Below are 20,216 nucleotides of genomic sequence, written 5' to 3'. Positions count from 1 at the left end.
CGCATGGATTAAGAATCCGTTAAGTCACCGTGCGCGTGAGGATGCCCGCCAGACCAAGTTGCTCAAGAATGCCTGGAAGGACAGTGGCAAGGTCTATGGGTATCGTAAGTTGCATGACGATTTGGTCGAACCAGGTGAGACCAGCTGCCCAAACCGTATCGCTAGGTTGGCCCGTTTGGCCGGGATCCGCGCTGAGATCGGTTACAAACGCAAACCTGGCAAGTATGGGGGCAAACCTTCCGTCGTTGTCGACAATACCTTGGATCGGCAATTTGATGTTGCTGAACCGGATACGGCCTGGGTGTCAGATATTACCTACATCAAAACCTATGAGGGCTTTTTATATCTGGCTGTGGTCATCGATCTCTACTCGCGCCGTGTCATTGGCTGGGCGACACAATCACGTCAACCAACCGACCTTGTGCTTCAGGCCTTGCTCATGGCTGTTTGGCGACAAAAGCCCAAATGCGCCGTCCTGATCCACACCGATCAAGGGTCACAATACACCAGCCGAGACTGGGCCGGGTTTTTGCGGGCGCATAACATCGAACACTCGATGAGTAGGCGTGGGAATTGTCATGACAACGCGGTCGCAGAAAGCTTCTTCAACTTGCTCAAACGCGAACGCATTCGTCGTCGAGCATACAAGACCCGCGAGCAAGCCAGACAAGACATCTTCGATTACATCGAAATGTTCTATAACCCGAAACGCAAACATGCCAGAAACGGGATGCTGTCGCCTGTCGATTTCGAAAACAGGCAGCGCAATACCAACCAAGAAGGCGTCTAGGAAACTAGGGGCTATTCAAACACAGTGGTTGTATTGGGATACTCCCTTGGCGACACAAACCTAAAGAACATTCTGAGCGACTACAGTGGCTTCATGAGGGACCACTTTGTAGGAAGCAGTATTTTCTTTGTATCCCGCAGCTCTGTTGATCAGCCGATCCGAGACTACTACGCAGCATGTTATGGCATCCGGGTCATAGACCACACCGATATTGAGGAATTATTTAACAGGCTGCTGAAGAAGTCGGGCTCGAAGGATGTTGTTCCTGCTGCCACGATTTGAAGGCGGTCCTCTGCGGCATCGGGGGCGGAGGCCGGGTCTGGAATGCTCCGTTTCTCACGCTGCCAGGAGCTTCGGCAACCTGGCCAGATTGCAGGCCGCCATTGTCATCGTGAACTGCGCGCGGACCCTGTCGAGGCCGCGGTGAACGGTCTGGGCCATGCCACCGACGGTTTTGGCCCAGCCGAACGGTTCCTCGATCTTCTTCCGGCACCGCTGGGACAAGGCGTAGCCGGATTGCTGGGTAGTCCGCCCGTCGATGGCGGAATGCCGGACTTTCTGCGCGACATGTGGCGTCACGACCATGCGCCTGAGATCAGCGACGAAGTCGGCGCTGTCGTATCCCTTATCCGCCCCGAGCGTCAGGTGCCGGGTCGAGCCGGGGGAGTGGCGATTGATCATCTCGAGCGCCGCCTTTCGCTCGCCGCGGCCATCAGCGTGGGTCAGATCTGCTTGCACCACGAGGCCGTTGCGGTTCTCCATCAGCGTATGCCCCATGAAACACAGCGTCGCCGCAGCACCCGGCGCCTTCTTGTAGAGCCGCGCATCGGGGTCCGTGACGGAGGCATGGGTGGTGTTCGAGCGCTTCTCGCCCCGGAAGTTCACTTCGGCGTTGCGGGGCTGGCGGGCTGTGTCGGGCATCGGCTGGGTCTCGGTCTGCTGGGGCGGCTGGTCGGTGTCTGCCGGGGTCTCTTGGGTTGATGGCGGCGGTGGGTCGCCCTGATCGTCGTCGTGATCGGGTGGCGGGCTGACCTTCGGCTGGAAACTCTTCATGGAGGCCCACGCCTTGACCAGGGTGCCGTCCACCGAGAAGTGCTCGTCCGACAGCAGTAGCTTCACCTCAGGGTGCGCCAGGATCGCGGCCATGACCTTGCGCGACATGTCCGTGGTCAGCAGCCGGTCGCGGTTCTTGGTGAACACGGTCGGGACCCACACGGCGTCGTCGATGCCAAGCCCGACGAACCACCGGAACAGCAGGTTGTAGTTCATCTGCTCCATCAGCTGCCGCTCCGAGCGGATCGAAAACAGGATCTGGAGAAGGCTGGCCCGGATCAGTCGCTCCGGCGCGATGGAGGGGCGGCAGAAGTCGGTGTAGAGCACGGCGAACTCGGCATCGAGACTCGACAGCGCGTCGTTCACAATCTGACGGACCTTGCGAAGCGGATGACCCCCCGGGACCCGCTCATCAAGGTCCACATAGCTGAACAGCGATCCGCTCGCCTCGTCCGTCCCGCGCATCGTCACCCTCACCGCCGCTACTGTGACCGAGGTGAATCATGTTCTCGAAACCGCGTCGAGCCCGGTGTTTTTCAGCAGCCTGTTAAGGAGCTCAACAGGCAATATCCGCGAGCGGAAAAGATCCTCTCAAGATCGCTCAGGAGCGTCGATAGGGTTCTTAACAAGGGCACATCTTTCAAAGATAGCTTCTTAAAAATGGAGGACTCGTTTCCTGAAGTCGTGTCAAGCCTTGGTGCCCAAGGTAAAAGTCTTGAGAGTCCCAAAGTTGTGAAGATGTTTGGCGACATTATCAAAAAGAAGCAGAATCTTTGCGGCGAAAAAGGCGCATGGGAGCAATACGAGCATCTGGCTTCTTGGCTCATAAATCTCGGCTCGTTGATTGACATTGAAGGCCGCTCTATAGAAGAGCCTTACCTACAGGCGGTAAAATATTCAATGGAGCATATGAGTAAGAAAATAATCCTTGGATATTCGTGGCATGCTTACAAACGTTGGGATGCTGGCTGGAAAAATATCCGACCTGCCAATCGTTCACTTATCGAATCCTACATTTCGAAAAATTCAGACGATCAGGATGCTGAACGCATCGTATCCCGCGGATAGTAAATTCTGGCAGCTGAAAAACTGGGTTGATGATGAATTCCCGCATCCTAAACACTGCAATTTAATGTTACGATAGGGCAGAGACTTATGCGCGAGCCCGTGGAGTCTCGGGGCCGAAAGCGCGTTTATAGCTTCAGCGATGTCCGTTTCTGCGAATTGCGGCCATTGCTGCAGAACGCAGCGAAAGTCGGCTCTCCGCCCTTAGAGTGGGAAATGCTGCCGCTTGGGGCACGCTTAAATTCTGTTTAAGAGGTTAGTCATACTGTGCATCCAATGGTCAGATTGCCTCCTCCTCTTACTGGCCTCAGGCCCTCCCGACATCTCGGACCAATTCGACCAGCCGTCGGAATTCGGTGTCGTCAGATGCCTGCTTCCAGAAGTTGATGAAGCGGCACACGATCTGCAGGTTGTCTCGGGCATAGTGCCCATTGCTGTCGATCCGGTCGAGGGAGGGCAACATGTTATCGTCTGTTTGCGCGCCTCGAAACTGAAAGGGTAGCCCGGTGATGGCGCAGCGGTCTTCTTGGATCTTAAGCAGGTCTCGGATCAGTTTGTCCAACTCGGCGTCGGACATTTGAAGTTCCTTGTTCTTTACCGTCGTAGGAACAACCTGGCCGTTCGAATTGAAAACCGTTCGGCCGACCGAGTACTTGATGTCGGCGATGGATTTCTCGCGTGCCCCGAGGTGACGTTTACTGGCCTTGGCACCATTGGCAAGGTCGCCCTTCGCTTCCATGCGTAGCAATGTGGAAAACACCCATAGCAGGGAATGGGCGTCGATCAGGCGGACGTCGTCCAGCCCGGCCAGATTAGCAATCGGGGTGCGCAGATCGTCCAAGATTGCATTGAACTGCGAATAGTTGTCCCAAGTGCATTGCCGCAGGGTACGGAACTCCAAACCGATTTCTCCAAATACCCTGTCAAATCCCGTCGGCTGGATCGGCATGAAGCGATCCATGTCCTTCAAAAAGAACAGGTAGGCCACCAGGGGATATTTCGCGCCGACGGCCTCGCTCAGTTCTTCAAAGATGGCCCCCTCGTCGCGGTCCGTGCGGTAGAGTTGAAACAGCAGGCGTTCGAGGGTTTGCGAGCCGCCGGTTCCGGTCGCTGCGGCTTCGATCAGGGCGCGGTGTTCTCGGTTGGCGTGGCCGTAACGGTTCTGCCAGAATACCATGTTGTTCGTCACATCGCCGTGGGTGGCCTGGATTTCTATGGCGTCGATCACCTTGGTGACAATTTCACCAGATCCGATCTGATCTTCGGTCCAACTGTCGACACCAAGGCGGCTCAGGGCGACATCGCGCACGCGGGGTTTGTAGCTTTCCCAGGCGACGATGAGGCCTTCGTCGAACCGGGTGAAGGGCTGGTCATAGCCTGTGATCAGAGATTGGAAACGAGCGAACGAAGCTTCGAATTGTATAGGCCGAAGTAGGTCATCGTCTGTTCGGCGGAACGCATCCCGCAAAGGCTGATCGACAACACCGTCAGTCAGCGGCGGTTCTCCGAACACGGGGACTTCCGTCACCCGAAGATCCAACGCCCTTTGCTTGTCACCCTCGGAAACCTGGGGGCTCCATGCGGCGATCGCACGCCCCTGTTCGGGCTGATAGGTCTCGGACGCAACTTGATCGAGGCGCACGGCCTGCGTTACCCTCCAAGCCCGGCGAACAGGCAACGCAAAGGTCCATTTATCGGTCCAGCCATTCTTTCGTTTGCGCTCAAGGCCACGGGCAGATGCTTTGTCTGTATCGCGGATGGGCGTCGGGTCGATTTGCAGGAAGCCCAACACCCTCAGAATGTCCGAAGAGGCCGTGCTGCCCGATCCAGCGCCATAGATCATCATCAAATCGCCTGGTGCGATTTTTTCGATGACGTGCTTTCGGTTCGTTTCCTTGGTCCAACCGATGTAGCCGTCTTCCTCTGGGCTGAAGCCAAAGAATGATCGAAGCCAGATACTGGGAAACTCGTCTGAACTCTCCATTCTATTCGGCGGCCTCCAGGGCGTTTGGTGTAGGCTCCAGTGCTTCGTGGAGCAGGGCTTCGAGGAGGCGGGTGCGGATGGTGTCGGTGGTGGTCAGGGCGGCCTCCAGCCGGTCGCAGAGGGCCATGAGGGCGTCGACCTTGGCCACAATGCGGTGTTGTTCGGCGAGAGGTGGGATCATGATAGGAAGCGCTTTCAAAACCCCTTGATTGATTTTCGGCATAGTTTTTTGGGCGCCAGTCGCGTTGGCCATCAAATAGCCGCGGGCCACGGGCGAAATGCACCATAGGTGAACGAAGCGCAGGCTCATCGCGGAGGCAATACGGACACGCATGATGAGATCGGGATAAAGGAACTCTCTTTCAGGGCCATCGTAGATCGCAGCTATGCCGACATATTCTGGCGTGTTCCCTCGCTGGAACAGCAAATCATCAGGTTGCAGCCAGAATGGTTCAGCCGCGCTCAAGGAAACATCCACCCGCTTAAAGTGACGCCTATCAAACTGACCACTGGTCGTCGCTGTAAGCGTAATTGCTTTTGGGGCTGACGGGTTCTCAGTCTTGGTCGGAGACAATCCGTTCTTTGGTCCGTCTGCCGTAATCGCATCCAGACTTTGCAGATCCCAACCTTCTGGAACGGCAAAATCAACCAAACTCGAGTCTGCGCGAGTGAATGTCAGACGATCGAGGCTGGAAGCGATAGTGGTCATCAGTTCGATACCAGTCCCATCAGCCGCATCCTGTTTCACTAATTTCCCGCGGACAGCGAGGTCGAGGATGGTTTGGCGGAGGGTTTTGATCTGGTCGGGGCGCGTGGTGAGGGCGGGGAGGGCCTCGAGGGCGAAGGCGGCATGGGTGGGGAAGTCCTCTGCTGTCGTATCGGGGGCTGTCAGGCGGGCGAGGCTGGCGGCGGTGAGCTTGTCGCGCACCTCCTCCCGCGTCTTGCGGGCCTCCTCCAGCCGATCACAGAGCGCCATGAGCTCATCGACCTTGGCGACGATCCGGTGCTGTTCGGCGAGAGGTGGAAGCGGCACCGGGATGCGGTCCATACGGTTCTTCGGTAGTCCGCCACGCCCCGCGCCGGTCTGCTCTCCAACCACGTATCCCTGGAAAAACGGCGACCGGGTGAGAAGGTGCAGGTAGTCCTCTGTGCCTGAAGCAGCAGTGCGAATGATCGCTACGTGCTGGCTGACGTTTGCGCCTGCGAACTCGTCGGGAACACGTGTGCAGCGACCGATAGAGCCGCCAGTGATGTTCAGCAGCAGGTCCTTGGCTTTGACCTGCGTGCGCTTCATTTTTTCATTAGTTTCGTGGTTGATGAACACCACGTCATCAAGGCGGAGACCGTCGTCGTAGATGTTCTGGGATCTCAGAAACGGCGTGCCCTCGTCGGTGTATGCGGACTTTCCACCGCGTGGGGTGCTGCCGGAACCCGTCTGCAAAGCAATCAGACCAACACGCGTCCAGAGCCACCCGAGCGGAGCCTGAAAAGGCGCTTCGCTGGGCTGCAACAGATCGGCTTTGATTTTGATGCCTTCCTTGGCCTGTAGAGACTTCGCGGCTTTCATCAGGGTTGTCGCTGGCTCATCCCTCGCATCTTGCTCCACCAGCTTCCCGCGCACCGCCAGATCCAGCACGAAGCGCCGTAGTCGCGCGATGGCGTCCGGGGCTTCGCTGATCTGCTCGTAAACCTCCAATAACCGTTCAGCGTTCATGGCTTGGCGAACTCCTCAAACGAAGGGCCATTCTTCAGACGGAATTGTACTTCGTAGGATTGGAACGACACCGCAGGCACGACCGTGAGGGCGTAGTGCAGTTGTGGATCGCCTTCCGTGGCGACGACAAAGCCCTCGACCGTTTCACAGTTTTCGCACAGATGTTTTTGCACCCAGCCCATATAGCGAAGCACTTGGCCGACCACGGCATCCGAGGACTTCTCGCGCTTAAGTTCGATGATGAGCCAGCGCGGGTCACGTTTGTGCTTGGCCAGAAGGTCGATGCGCCCGATGGGGGTGCGGAACTCGTAGCCTGCTTCGGGTTCTCCCTTGCGGGTGTAGATGTCCCAATCTTGCGCAAGGTCCAGCATGTCCCAATTGTCAAACATGTAGTCGTGCAGGTGGCGTTCGAGGGCGAAGCGGGTGGTCTTGGTGGCTGGGGGCACGTTCTGAGTTTCCGGTGAGGGAACTGCAGGCTGATCGACGTCCTCTTCATCATCGTCATCTCCCAGATACCACCAGATTGTATCAAGGGTCCAAAGGTCGACATCAAGTTCGACCCCCAGAGCAACGAGGACTTCGTTCACCGCGGCATAGCGTTCGCCGAAACTGGCACCCCGAGGAGGATGTGGGAGTAGCCCGAGAGCGTCCAGACCATCATTCGATGTGTTGTTCCACACGCCGTATTTGTCGGGATAAGCGACATGAAGGATGGCGGTGATGATCCCTTTCCCCATTCCCTTTATGTCAGTAACAAGTTGCATCCGTTCTGCTATTGGGCGCGTCTCGTTCACCAACTCGGCCAGTGCTGCACGCGTTGCAGTCATGTCGGCGCATACACGATTTACCTGACGATGCAGTCCGGACCAATGGTGGTTGTTTTCAATACGTAGAAATGATCGAAGGACGTCTTCTTCGAGGTTCATTATGCGGTCTGGCTGGAACGCGGGGCTATACCGTGCAAGGACCTCATCCTGGGATTCGAGGATTTCGGCGATCTCAACATCATCGACCATTGCTGCCTTGGCCGCCCGCAGTTGGCCCAAGGCATAGTCAGAAAAGCTGTGTGTGTTCATCGCGCCAGTGCCTCTGTCAGAATGGCCTTCAGCTCGGCCCGCAGGCTGTCGACCGAAGCCTCGGCCTTGGTCAGGTCGCCCAAAAGGGTCTCTGGGTCGCCCCAGTCTTCTGCCTCCACATGCGGGTTCTTGATGTCGAGGTTGAAGCCGCGTTCGCGTATCTCGTCGATCGACACTTTCCAGGCGCGCTCGCTTTCCTCACGCCTTTCGCGGGTCGGCCCGCCCCACCATGCGGCGCAATCGTCCAGATGCTCCAGCCGGATCGGCTTGGTCATGGAATAGGCCTTCTGCGTCTCGGGCACGCGGTGTTCCCAATACCAGATGTCCTGCGTGGGCGTGCCCTTTTCAAAGAACAGCAGGTTGGTGCCGATGGAGGCATAGGGTTTGAAGACGGAGTTCGGCAGCCGCACGATGGTGTGCAGGTTGCATTCCTCAAGCAGGTGCTCCTTGAGCCGGGTCTTGATCCCCTCGCCAAAGAGCGAGCCATCGGGCAGGACCACGGCGGCGCGGCCTTTGTCCTTGAGCAGGCGGATGATGAGGGCAAGAAACAGGTCGGCGGTTTCGCGGGTGCGGAAGGTGGGGAAGTTGTTTTCGATCCCATCCTCTTCCTTGCCGCCGAAGGGCGGGTTGGACAGGACAATGTCGACCTTGTCCGCCTGACCCCAGCTGACCAGTGGACGGGCGAGCGTGTTGTCATGGCGGACCCATGATGGCTCCTCCACCCCGTGCAGCAACATGTTGGTGACGCAGAGCATGTGGGGCAGGGGCTTTTTCTCGACGGCGCGCAGGGAGGCCTGCATCAGTGTCTCGTCTTCGGGGCGCTTGATGTGCTTATCGCGCATGTGGCGCATGGCGCAGGTCAGAAAACCGCCGGTGCCGCAAGCGGGGTCAAAAAGCACCTCGCCCGGGGTGGGGTCGATCTGCTGGACCATGAAAGCGGTCACCGCGCGGGGCGTGTAATATTCGCCGGCGTTTCCCGCGTTCTGAAGGTCGTTCAGCAGCTGTTCGTAGATGTCGCCAAAGTGCTGGCGTTCGGTGAGATTGTTGAAATCGACCTCGTTGATCTTGTTGATCACCTGCCGCAGAAGCTGGCCGGATTTCATGTAGTTATAGGCGTCCTCAAAAACATCGCGGACGACCTTGGCGCGGGGCCCTTTTTGCGGGGAGAGTTGTTTGAGGCGCGGGAACAGCTCGTCGTTGAGAAACTCCAGCAGCGTGTCGCCGGTGATGCCTTCGGGATCGGCCGCCCAGGTCCGCCATTGCAGGTCCTCGGGGATGGGCGAGGCGTAGTCGTCTTGGGTGATTTCCAGCGCTTCGTCCTGGTCATCCATGATCTTGAGGAAGAACATCCAGACCAGCTGCGACATGCGCTGCGCGTCACCGTCGACGCCGGTGTCCTTGCGCATGATGTCTTGGATGGATTTGACGAGGTTGCGGACGGACATGGGTTATGCACTTTCTTCGTAGAGCGCCGTCTGCATCTCATGCACGGCGCGAATGTAGTCGTTCTTTTTGCCGAAGGCGCGGATCAGTTCAACCTCGGTGCCCATGCCGGAGAATGGATTGATTTTCAGGATCTTCGGGTCGTCGATACTGATGACGCCGTCGTCGGCATATTTTTCCAGCAATGCCTCAAGGACAGCACGGGCCTGGGGTCCGTATTTGGTGAACACGTCTCGCTTGAGCACATTATCGGCACGTTCTTTGCGGGTCAGCGGCTTGGCGTCAAAGGCGATATGGCAGATCAGGTCAAACGGGTCGAGATCAAACCCCAGTTCGTCCGCGATCACGTCGAGAGGAAGTCCCTCTTCGGCCAGCTCTTCGACAAGCGCATGCTTACGCTCCGTCTGCTTCCATCGCCGCAGGAAGTCATCAAGGCTGGTGAAGCGTTGGCGCATGGCCTTGCGGGTGTAGTCGCGCAGGGACTCGGTTACCAGCTTGCCGTTTTCATCAAGGTATTCGACGCGCTCGGCGACGATATCAGCGCCCACGCCGTCGATATAAACCTTGGGGCGCGGGCCGGTCTTGGTGCCGTTTGTTAGGTTCTGGTTGTTCGGATCAATCAGAACAGTCTCGTTTTCCGCAGGAGCCCCACTGCTTGATGCGTCATCGCTCTCCGGTGTATCAACGGGCGTCTCATCCGGCGGGGTCACAGGGTCATCCTGACCGGGTTCGTAGATTTGAACAGGCTCGCCGTCGAAGTCCGGATCTGCGAAATGGCTTGAGGCGCCGCGGAAATCCATCAGCGTGAAGAACAGCTTGCGCGTATCTTCGTGCACCCTCGTGCCGCGCCCGACGATCTGCTTGAACTCCGTCATGGACCCGACTTCGCGGTCGAGCACGATCAGGCGGCAGGTCTGGGCGTCGACCCCGGTAGAGAGAAGTTTGGATGTGGTCACGATCACGGGGTATGCGGCCTCCGGATCGATGAAATTCCCCAGCTGATCGATGCCGTCTTTGTCGTTCCCGGTGATCCGCATCACGTATCGAGCGTTCTTTGAGACGAGGTCGGCGTTTTCGTTGATAAGCGCTTGGCGCATTCGCGCTGCATGCTCTTGATCCACGCAGAACACGATAGTCTTGGCCATCGGGTCGCCGCTTTCGCGCAGGAACTCCGTTATCTTCTGCGCGACGAGCTTGGTACGGTCGTCCAAAACCAGCGTTCGGTCGAAATCCTTGGCATTGTAGATCCGGTCCTCGACCTCTTCTCCATCCCGATCCAGCTGTCCTTTCTCAGGGCGATACCCTTGAACGTCACGGTCCACGTGGACTTTGACGACCTTGTAAGGCGCAAGGAAACCGTCGCGGATGCCTTGCTTCAAAGTGTAGCTGAAGACTGGCGGTCCGAAGTAATCAATGTTCGACGCGTATTCCGTTTCCTTGGGCGTCGCCGTCAGGCCGATCTGTACGGCTGAAGAGAAATGATCGAGGATTTCACGCCAAGCGGAGTCCGCCGATGCGCTCCCCCGATGACATTCGTCGATAATGATCAGGTCGAAAAAGTCCTTGGAGAATTCACGGTAGATCTTCTGGCTCTCGTTCGGTCCGGTGATGGCCTGGTAAAGCCCGAGGTAGATTTCATATGAAGAGTCGATGCGACGCTTCTTGTCTATCGCAAGCGTAACGCTCTCCTTGGTTCCGTCAGGCCGCTCGATGGTCTTTGACTGGGTCGACAGCTTCGCCATCCTGCCACTAAAGGGCCGGAAATCGTTGACCATGGTTTGGTCGATAAGCACATTCCGGTCTGCCAAGAACAAAACGCGCTTTCCGGGAAACGCCTGCCTAAAGCGCCAGATGATCTGGAAAGCCGTATAGGTTTTGCCGGTGCCTGTTGCCATGACCAGAAGGACGCGGTCCTGCCCCTTGGCAATTGCCTCCATCGTTTTGTTGATGGCATTAACTTGGTAATAGCGCGGCTCCTTGCCGGACCCGTCATCATGGTAGTCTTCAAGAGCGACCTTTTCTTCAGCGTCGGAGAGACCCTTCCATTCTTTATAACGCTGCCAAAGCTCTTGAGGGCTGGGGAATTCATCCAAGCCCAAGGACTGTTCGACATTAGATGAAGATCCAGTTCGATCGTGGAAGACAAAGCCATCGCCGTTCGATGAGAACACGAAGGGGATATCCAGCGTTTCCGCATAGCCGAGCGCTTGCTGCATGCCTCCGCCGACGGGCTGCTTGTTGTCTTTCGCCTCGATGATGGCGATGGTGATGTTGGGCTTCGCTGACAGGATGTAGTCAGCGCGCTTGCCTTCGCCGCGGCTGACCATTTTCCCGCGGACGATGATCCGGCCTTTGGTGAAACTGACCTCTTCGCGGATTTGGCTGTTTACGTCCCAGCCTGCTGAGACAAGGGATGGGGTGATAAATTTGGTGCATATATCGCGCTCGCTAAGGCCCCGCTTGTCCATATTTTCCTGCCGCAATTGAAATCTAAAAACTATCTGCTGAGGCTACTTCGGGAGCGGCAGAAATAACAAGCGTACGCTATCGCAAAGATTGACACCCACTCCTGCGCTTTTCGCCTGACACGCCAAGTCACGCCGATTAACGTCGCGCCATGACAACTGGTGATTGGTCCGATATCGAGAATGATACAATCGTTGCGGGGTATTTTTCGATGCTCAGCGACGAGCTGTCGGGCCGTCGTTACAACAAGGCCGCCCAGAACCGCTCCTTGCAAGATCAGATCGGTCGCAGTCGAGGTTCCATCGAATTCAAGATGTGCAACATCTCCGCCGCCTTGCGCGGCCTTGGACTGCCAACAATCAAAGGTTATGCGCCAAGGTTCAAATTCCAGATGTCGCTGGCCGAAGCCGCCGCCCGGTGGTTGGCACGAAATCCTGAGTGGGAAGTGGCACTTCACGGTAAAGAGCAACGCGGGTTAGCTGAGGCTGCGCCTCTCTTCATCGGTGTCGCACCAACCCTTCGAAATGCGCCACCTCCGGAAGAGTTGGAGCAGATGCAGCGCATCGCCCGGCGGTTCGATGCCGCCGGCCGTGACGAACGGAACCGGGCGCTCGGATATGCCGGTGAGGAGCGGGTATTTCACCATGAGCGTGCGACCTTAAGCCAGTACGGCCGGAATGACCTCGCGGCGCGGGTGCGCTGGGTATCTAAGGACGACGGCGATGGGTTGGGCTACGACATTGCCAGCTTTACACCTGAGGGGCATGATCGCCTGATCGAAGTCAAAACGACCAACGGGTGGGAACGCACCCCTTTTCATATCTCCCGCAACGAACTGGAGGTCGCGGAGGAAAGGCGGGAGCATTGGCACTTGCTGCGTGTCTATGAGTTTGCGCGCGATCCAAAGGCTTTCGAGTTGCGGCCACCGCTGCAAGCGCATGTATCTCTGACCGCGACGAGTTTCCAAGCCAGCTTTGGATGACTGCAAGCTGGCGACAAGCCAACATGTATGTGTTCTCTGTCATTTTGATCTCGAGAGATCGGCAAGCCGTGGTCGAAGCGGGAGACGATGAGACCGTTCGAGATCGGATACATCCTGCGCAGTGACGCAGATATTCCGTGGATGAGAACGCCATTTGTTGCCGGCGTTTTGCTTCTCGCGGTGGGTTTACACGTCTCTTGACGAATCGTTTTGCAGCCGAATTGTCTTCCTGGTCTTTCCACCGCGTTTGATATTCCGGACGATCTGTTGCAAATTTACCGCGCGCCTGGCGAGTGATTGAGGCCATTCCAGTCGATTGCATCAGTGATCAAATTTTTTTACGTGATCGTCTTTGAGGCATCGCTCAGCTCAATCACTATTTTATAGTTTAAAATCAGTATCTTGGTGGTTTTTCGGCGGACCCTTGAGATCGTTTTATTTTGGACGGAAATGATTTCGGCAAATTTATTTCGGGCAAAATCAGCTGTTGTTGGGGAGCGCTCAATGGGTAGTTTCTCGGCCTCAAGCGAAGGCAGAACGGCAGATCACACTGACCGGGACGCAAATTTTTCTTCGTGAAACAGGCGGCAAGCCAACCTTTCAGTCAACACAGCCGGCGCCCGGCGACAATTGAGAGGCCACAGCCAAGAGGAGATGAACGATCATGGTCAAGGAAACAGAATAGACCACGAAATATTGCAAGCCCCTCCAATGTGAAGCTTGCAACCGGGGCCACCTGAAATCCCAGGACCCCAAAAAAACCAAACCAGAAATCGGTATCGCCGCCTTCGGGCAGCGTCGGAGCGAATTCCGGCGAGCGATACCCTCATGCCAAAAGGAAAGAGCATGAAATATTTGTCAGATGGCGGACTCGTGATGCCAGAGCGGATTCAAACATCCCGGAAGGTCGCCAAAGGTCGCCGTACACATTTTACCGGTCAGTTCACCTTTGGGCCCGACGAAGGTCAAACCATGGATATCGAGAGCCACACCGAACTGTGCACGGCTCTGGTGACCATCGCGCGACCCGACGTGGCAGGCCTGGAGAACCAGGTGCCGTTCAAATGGGTGAAGCCGAATGGCGAAACCGCGACGCATCATTTCGATTTCCGAGACTTGATGACTGACGGCTCACGTCGGGCGATCATGGTGAAATCCGAATACCGTCGTCGCCAACCGGAAGTTCAACGCGAGTTGGCACAGATTGCAGCTCAGGTGACGCCGGGTTTCGCGGACGAAGTGGTCATTATGACCGAGAGAGACCTCGATCCGGTCGAGCTTTTCAACGCCGAGATGATGCACGAAATGCGCCGTCCCGACCCTGTAGCCGACGCGACTGCACGCAGGATCATGAATGAAATGGTCGCCTCGGCGCAGATCCAGGACCTGGTCGATGCCATAGGTCTCGGCGCACGTGGCTTCCGGGCGATTGTTCGCCTGATCCGTTCGCACGAGCTCCAGCTCGTCATCAAGGTGCGTATCGCGCACGAGGCATACGTCCGTCGGAGGATTTCCAAATGATCGCCACCACACCCAGCCCCGCACAGCCCAAATTTTCGTTCTCTGAATACGATGGCATTGTCATCGGCGGCCAGCCGCACCGTTACTTTCAGACCCGCGAGGAAGGGCACATTTTCGTCGCGGCGAAAGGAACGGGCGTTCCCCAGGTGATGACTAATGCCGAAATCAGCCGCTACCTTGCGGTTGGCAATTTTGAGTGCACACCCAACGAGTACCAGCCCGAGCATCTGCGTCAGCGCCTTCTACCGGACGGTGATCTGCTTTCACTGCGCGGCACGAAGGCACAGAGAAAGGCCAGCATGCGTTTTTCGGTGGTGAAAGCCTTCCGTGAACTTCTGAATGACGAGACCAATGATGTCACTCGGATCGCCACGTCTGTCAGACCTGTCCTTGGGTATATCAGGATGCGTGCTGGCGAAATTATGGAAATGGAACAACGCGAGGGCGACAGCGACTATCTCGCTGTGCCCAAGAAGCTGGGCGCGAAAACCGTTCTGGAATGGGAAAGGAGGGAGCGTCGTTTCGGCCTCGCTGGCCTTTACGACAAAAGCGCAGAGCGCGGGAACCGGGACCGCCGGATGACTGCTGACGAGTTGATGCTGATGGGCAAGGTTGTCGGCAAATATCTGAGCGACCAGCGGCCTTCCCAGGCAATCATTTTCAATGAGGTCAAAACCGCCTTTCTCGAGGAGAACGAGCGCCGCCGAGCCGAAGGCGAGCCCGAAATCGTCCGCCCGTCGCGCGAGACGGTGCGGCAGGCGATCCGCAAGCTCAACCGGTTCGACATGACATTGACCCGGCATGGTCGCCAAGCTGCGAACCGGCAGTTCGCGCCAGTGGGCATGGGGCTGCAGATCGAACGACCAATGCAAAGGGTCGAGTTCGATGAGTGGGAAGTCGACGCCATAACCCTTATGGCGGAAGGCGGGTTGTTCCACCATCTGACCGACGAGGAAAAGAAAAAGTTCGGCCTCGACAAGAAGAAGGCGCGCTGGTGGATCACCGTCGCTATCTGCTGCGCAACTCGCTGTATTGTCGGGATGGTTATCTCGCGTACGCCGAATTCCCAAAGCGCGTTGCGAGTGATTGAAATGATGATGCGGGACAAGGGTGTCTGGGGGGATGCGTGTGGCGGCCTCACGCCTTGGAACCAGTTCGGATGGCCTTCCGTCATCGTAACGGATTGCGCGGCGTACAACATTTCGAGCCTGGTCCAGGCCCGAACCTCTGATCTTGGAATTACAGTAGAGTACTGCCCGGCTGGCGATCCGCATCTAAAAGGACGCATCGAGCGGGTATTCGGGACATTCGCAACACAGCTTATGCCCAGGTTGAGCGGACGGACCTTTAGCAACAGCGTCAAACGCGGTGACTACGAGTCCGACAAGCGCGCCGTCCTCACTCCAGAAGAGTTCTGCACAGTTTTGGTTCGCTACGTCGTGGACGTTTATCATCGCTCGCCCCATAGCGGGCTGAACGGTGAGACGCCGCTGGATTGCTGGAACCGGCTGGTAGAAAAATTCGGGGTGCAGCCCCCGCCTGATCTCGGGCGTCGGCGCTTGATTTTCGGCCAAGAGCGGGAACGCACTGCTACGAAGCAGGGGATCACAATCCTGGGGGTCCGCTATCACTCAGAGGTTCTGGCACGCTTCATGACCGAGTCGGAGGATCGCAAGGTCGCAATCCGGTGGTATCCAGAGGATATCGGTGCGATCTGGGTCGAATTGAATGGGCGGTGGTATGAGATACCCGCGGTCTTCGATCGGTATCAGGGGGGGTCGGCACAGGAATGGGTCAACGCCGCTGCAGAAATTCGGGCCCAAAACTCGCAGTCTGCTGAGGTCAACTTTGCCGTCGTGCGCCAGGCGCTCGACTACATCAAGGAAACCAACAGCGCCGCCATGACCCGTGTCGGTCTCATTATGGAGGACTGGTCCGAGAAACGCATGGACTACGAGGAAGACCGCCTGTTCATCGGTTTCACGACCTCCGAGACGGAACCAAAGAACCCCTATGATGAGGACCGAGGTAGCTGGGGAACCAGCCTTCCAACGGCCGGATCAGCGACTTCGGAAACCTCAGAACCCAATAATCGAGATGACGCCGCGGAAACTTTTTCCGGCGGCCATCGGGCGATCCAATTTCCGGATTCTCAGCCGGGCGATGATGCCGACGGGGCTGACAACAGCAGCGATTGGTCCATAGAGGATAAATAATCATGAACCCAGCACCCCCAACCATTAACGCTAAACTCGCAGCAGTCGACCGGCTGCGGGAAAAGCACATATCGACGCCGCGGGACGTTCAGTTCCGCAGCTATCTGGACCGGCTTTTGCAACGCGATGAGCATGGCAACTTGATCGCAGTGCCACGTCTTTACACCAAAGATGGCGATGCCCGTGGTATCGCCTTGGTAGAGCCCGCCGGCGGAGGAAAAACCTCTTTGGTCTATCACGGTCTGAAAAACCATCCTGCGCTTCAGCCGCGCAATGCGGCGCATCAACCGTGGGTTGGGGTTCGGGTGCCCAGCCCGGCAACAGCTAAGAGCCTTGCCATCGAGATCCTGCGAGCAAGCGGATATCCAGCAAAGCGTTCCAACAACATCACGGAAGATGACCTCATGCGAAAAGTCCGGCACCATTTCAAACTGCGGGGCACGGCGATCCTTTGGATCGATGAGGCGCATGACCTCTTTGGCACCGGCACCAGATACAAGATAGACGTGTTCCTGAAAACAGTGCGCAATCTTATGCAGGGAGAAGGAGCGGTCAGTGTCGTGCTCAGCGGTATCGAGAGCCTCTGGCAAATTGCATCTTGTGATGCACAGGTCACACGCCGCTATTGGCGGATGCCATTGGGTGATGTCTCGCCGCATTCCGATCGCAGGGCGCTGACGGGTGTTATTTCCAATTTTTGTACCGCTGTCGGCATACGGCCACCCTCGGAGGAGGATCTTGTGGACAGGTTGGTCCACGCCAGCCGTAACCGCTTCGGTCGCTGCATGGAGAACATCCTCGGGGCACTTGAAGCGGCGGCACTGGATGATGCCGATGAATTGACCATGCAACATTTCGCAGTGAGTTGGGGCATGCAGGAAGGCTGTGGCTTAGGCCAGAACGTCTTTTTGGCCCGCCATTGGGCCAAAATCGATTTAAGCGAGGCCAAGTTTGCCGCCGAAGGAGTGTATTGATGCTTATGCCTAATTTGCCTTTCATTTTGGACGAAAGCCCACTCTCGTACGCAAGCCAACTGGCGAAGTTTCATATCGGAGATGAGGTGGTCGCATTCCTGAAAGACACTGGAGTAAAGCCGCAGGATATGGCCGCCAATAAAAAAGGCGCGATCGCACGTTTGGCTGAGCTCACCGGTGTTTCGCTCGGGGAATTATGCGCCAATGTCGCCATCCCGGTTGGAGAAAGTCGCTACGATCTTCGCGGTGAGCTGGTCACCGCGGAGTTCTTGGCGAACCCTCATACCATGTTTTGTCCAGCATGCCTCGCGGAAGACGATCGAGAGGCTGGGCACCGGGGGCGCTGGCTATGGACCTTGTCAGTTGTCAGGACATGCCCTCGTCATGAAATCCCGCTGATGCGCCGGGCCAAGCGCCAATGGGGCGATCCGCTCCACGAGCTTGAGCGCCGAGTTCCCGAGCGCGGTGAACAACTTCAAGCTTTGGCTGACGAAGCAAAGCGGCGCCCGGTCTCGCCTCTTCAGGAATATGTCGTCAACCGTCTTGACGGAAAGGCTGGTCCCGAATGGCTGGATGCGCAATCACTCGAGCAGGCGGTCAGAGCGACAGAGCTTTTGGGCGTGCTTCTCGAATTCGGGCCGGAGCAGAAGTTGCCTGAGCTGACGGCGGATAACTGGGATCATGCAGGTCGAGTGGGCTTTGAATGTACTTCGCGTGGCGAAGCAGGTATCCGCGAGGTCCTGGAAGCACAGTTCAGTAAATTCGCCGACGCCACCGGGACTCCGGGAGCGCGAAAGATCTTTGGGTGCTTTTACAAGGCGCTCGCATATTCCAAGTCACTCAAGGAGCCGGGCGACATCGCGCGCATCCTCCGGGAGGTCATCACCGAAAACATCCCCATGCCGGGCGGAACAAAGGTGCTGGGGGAAACGCTTTGCGAGCGCAAGCTTCATACGGTCGCTTCACTCGCAAAGGAGCAGAGCCTGGATTCTCGGACTCTGTCCGATGTGTTGGTTGCCGCTGAGGTGATACCTGAAAATGCGCCTGCCCATTACCCGATCCCGGTTCATGAGGGGCGCGAGGTTGCCGGCCGCGTGAAACGAATGGTGACTGTGATTTCCTTGCCCGATGCGTTGGGGTGTGCGCGCCCCTTGGTTGATCAGCTCATTCAAGAGCGCCTTCTCTCTCCCATCTGCTATGGAAAGCCGGGAATCAAGGGACACACTCAGAAGGCCGTAGATTGCGAGGAAATTGCCATGCTGGTTGGCAAACTGCACGCAAGAGCCGTCAAATTGGATACCGAAACCGATCAGCTGGTCCCGATCTCGAAAGCCGCAGAAAAGGCAAAAGTGCCCGCCGTCATCGTGGTCCATATGATACTCGGCGGCATGCTCGAACGTCTTTTTTACATGGTGGATGAGCAAGGGATTGCCGCACTGCGTGTGGATCCTGCGGAGGTCAAAGAGAAGGCCTCATCATTGCCAAGCGAACATTCCATTGTGGAAGCGGCAGTTCTGTTGAAGCTTCCTCTCCAAACTGTATGGCGTCTCTTGGATCGGCATCCCGAAGAGGTCAGTATGCAGATCAGTTGGATCGACTGCCCGTCGCAAGATCACTGCATCCCAAGGATCCCCCTGAAGGAAATTGCGAATTTCAAGGCGCGCTATATTCAACCATCCAGGATCGCAGAACAGTACGGCCTTCGGGTCTGCGTCGTTGAAAGCCTTTTGAAGCGGCGCGGCATCAAACCAGTGCTCTCGGAGAAAAAAGTCGGAGTTGACTTTTATCGCACCCGCGTCTTGGAGATGGGAATATTTGCTTTACATAAGGGGCCTTACAAGCCCTATCTCAGGCTCGAACCGCACAGCCGCCCAGTAGGGCGGCTTTTTTCATTTGCAAAATTGCTTCAGGATTTGGAAAATCTCAATGGACTGTTTCGCTTCGTATGCGAGTGGACCTTTAATTCTTGCAGAATGGCCAACCTATTGGCCGCCTCCTTCTTTGTCTTAAACAAAATCAACGAGTTAGGTGTTGTTAGTGGCCAATAATTAGTTGTCAGAACATATGACGACAAGCTAATTTTGGCCATTTTCGGGAAAAAATGGCCATTTTACAACTTAACGGCGGCCATTGAGGAAAATCGCGCTCGCAGCGTGATTTTCACTGCTCTTCGCGATTTCGGCCTAAAGTCGGCGTCCTGATTGGAACATGGGTCCCGATGCCAGGCAACGAAAATGGAATTGGAAGTTTTTTCAAAGATTCTCGCCACAGATTGAGCGCAGATATCTGTGAGGATTGAACGGAGCGTAGGCCCCAGTCGATGCATTGCGAAGATGCTGCAAGTGGAAAAGGCCGCGGGCTACCCCGCGGCCTTCTGCTTTTTGTGGCTGATGGTCCGGTGGTCTGTGCCAGCCGGATTCCGATGCGTCAGGCGGTTTTCAGGCGGGCGATCTGAAGCTCGGCATCGACGCGGGCGGCGAGGAGGTCGCGCATCGCGAGAACCTTCTTGAAGCGCTGCAGGAGCAGATCGAAGCAGCGCCCATCTTCCGATAGAATGGGTCTCGATCTTACCCGCCCGATCGCGCCGAGTTCCGGATCATTCGTGCCGTCGAACACGTCCTGATGGCCGAGGGTTTCCCGGGCGATGGCCGCGTCGAGAAACGCCTGGATCCAACCGATGCTATCGGGGGCAGAGCTTGAAAGCGGCCCCTCTTGGCGCAGGGCGGCGAGCGCCCTCGACAAGGTGTTTGTGTCGGTCGCAGACAAGCCGACATCCGTGCGCTGGGCCTCTTCGTGCAGGGTGTCGAGTTCCTGAAGCGCGCATGTCCAGAGCTCTGTGAGCGTCAGTTGATCGTGATATTTCATGGTGATTTCCTCTCATTTCGCGACGCGGGATGGCCTGGCGGCATGACAGCCGCCCAGGGTCGGCATG

Annotated in this window: 14 protein-coding genes; 7 read left to right on the top strand and 7 right to left on the bottom strand. The window is 56.9% G+C overall.

All coding sequences use genetic code 11. The features are described 5' to 3' along the window. A partial coding sequence (locus DMZ65_RS17130) for an IS3 family transposase (RefSeq protein WP_116600002.1) occupies window positions 1-790 on the top strand: 790 nt, incomplete at its 5' end. A gap of 336 nt (window positions 791-1,126) precedes the next feature. Here the strand turns inward: DMZ65_RS17130 and DMZ65_RS17120 are convergent. After that, window positions 1,127-2,308 carry an IS5 family transposase gene (locus tag DMZ65_RS17120; protein WP_116599999.1) on the bottom strand — a complete coding sequence of 394 codons (1,182 nt, stop codon included), beginning with the start codon at window positions 2,306-2,308 and terminating at the stop codon, window positions 1,127-1,129. Window positions 2,309-2,503: 195 nt separating this feature from the next. Between DMZ65_RS17120 and DMZ65_RS17115 the strand changes: the two genes are divergently transcribed. After that, a complete protein-coding gene (locus DMZ65_RS17115) occupies window positions 2,504-2,911 on the top strand; it encodes a hypothetical protein (RefSeq protein WP_116599998.1) in 408 nt (135 codons plus the stop codon). Between the two features lie 304 nt (window positions 2,912-3,215). On the opposite strand, the gene DMZ65_RS19755 is transcribed toward DMZ65_RS17115, so the two are convergent. From DMZ65_RS19755 to hsdR, 5 genes are read right to left on the bottom strand one after another with little or no spacing between them, the layout of a single operon-like run. Next, on the bottom strand, window positions 3,216-4,892 hold the full coding sequence (locus DMZ65_RS19755) for a hypothetical protein (protein WP_198662727.1): 1,677 nt from the start codon (window positions 4,890-4,892) through the stop codon (window positions 3,216-3,218). Window position 4,893: 1 nt separating this feature from the next. Next, window positions 4,894-6,606 carry a restriction endonuclease subunit S gene (locus tag DMZ65_RS17105; protein WP_116599997.1) on the bottom strand — a complete coding sequence of 571 codons (1,713 nt, stop codon included), beginning with the start codon at window positions 6,604-6,606 and terminating at the stop codon, window positions 4,894-4,896. Next, on the bottom strand, window positions 6,603-7,682 hold the full coding sequence (locus tag DMZ65_RS17100; protein WP_116599996.1) for an endonuclease NucS domain-containing protein: 1,080 nt from the start codon (window positions 7,680-7,682) through the stop codon (window positions 6,603-6,605). The genes DMZ65_RS17105 and DMZ65_RS17100 overlap by 4 nt, the downstream gene beginning before the upstream one ends. Beyond that, window positions 7,679-9,127 carry a type I restriction-modification system subunit M gene (locus DMZ65_RS17095; RefSeq protein WP_116599995.1) on the bottom strand — a complete coding sequence of 483 codons (1,449 nt, stop codon included), beginning with the start codon at window positions 9,125-9,127 and terminating at the stop codon, window positions 7,679-7,681. The genes DMZ65_RS17100 and DMZ65_RS17095 overlap by 4 nt, the downstream gene beginning before the upstream one ends. A 3-nt stretch (window positions 9,128-9,130) precedes the next feature. Then, window positions 9,131-11,593, bottom strand: a complete 2,463-nt coding sequence (gene hsdR, locus DMZ65_RS17090; RefSeq protein WP_116599994.1) for an EcoAI/FtnUII family type I restriction enzme subunit R — start codon at window positions 11,591-11,593, stop codon at window positions 9,131-9,133. A gap of 149 nt (window positions 11,594-11,742) precedes the next feature. Between hsdR and DMZ65_RS17085 the strand changes: the two genes are divergently transcribed. The 5 genes from DMZ65_RS17085 to DMZ65_RS17065 all read left to right on the top strand — a co-directional run bounded on the left by DMZ65_RS17085 (window position 11,743) and on the right by DMZ65_RS17065 (window position 19,332). Next, entirely contained in the window at window positions 11,743-12,573 is an 831-nt protein-coding gene (locus DMZ65_RS17085; protein ID WP_116599993.1) for a protein NO VEIN domain-containing protein, read from the top strand. A gap of 846 nt (window positions 12,574-13,419) precedes the next feature. Further along, window positions 13,420-14,094, top strand: coding sequence for a hypothetical protein (locus DMZ65_RS17080; protein WP_157960670.1), 675 nt, complete (start codon window positions 13,420-13,422; stop codon window positions 14,092-14,094). Next, window positions 14,091-16,310 (top strand): TnsB C-terminal domain-containing protein, encoded by a 2,220-nt coding sequence (locus DMZ65_RS17075; protein ID WP_116599991.1) that lies wholly within the window; start codon window positions 14,091-14,093, stop codon window positions 16,308-16,310. The genes DMZ65_RS17080 and DMZ65_RS17075 overlap by 4 nt, the downstream gene beginning before the upstream one ends. Before the next feature lie 2 nt (window positions 16,311-16,312). Then, window positions 16,313-17,284, top strand: coding sequence for a TniB family NTP-binding protein (locus tag DMZ65_RS17070; RefSeq protein ID WP_116599990.1), 972 nt, complete (start codon window positions 16,313-16,315; stop codon window positions 17,282-17,284). Beyond that, a complete protein-coding gene (locus DMZ65_RS17065; protein ID WP_116599989.1) occupies window positions 17,284-19,332 on the top strand; it encodes a TniQ family protein in 2,049 nt (682 codons plus the stop codon). Before DMZ65_RS17070 ends, DMZ65_RS17065 begins: the two co-directional genes overlap by 1 nt. A gap of 379 nt (window positions 19,333-19,711) precedes the next feature. On the opposite strand, the gene DMZ65_RS17060 is transcribed toward DMZ65_RS17065, so the two are convergent. Then, on the bottom strand, window positions 19,712-20,149 hold the full coding sequence (locus tag DMZ65_RS17060; RefSeq protein WP_116599988.1) for a hypothetical protein: 438 nt from the start codon (window positions 20,147-20,149) through the stop codon (window positions 19,712-19,714). Window positions 20,150-20,216 lie beyond the last annotated feature (67 nt).

It is taken from the genome of Primorskyibacter marinus (assembly GCF_003313245.1).
GTDB classification, from domain to species: domain Bacteria; phylum Pseudomonadota; class Alphaproteobacteria; order Rhodobacterales; family Rhodobacteraceae; genus Primorskyibacter; species Primorskyibacter marinus.
Note: the sequence above shows the minus strand (reverse complement) of the source record. Positions and strands in the feature narration are given on the sequence as shown.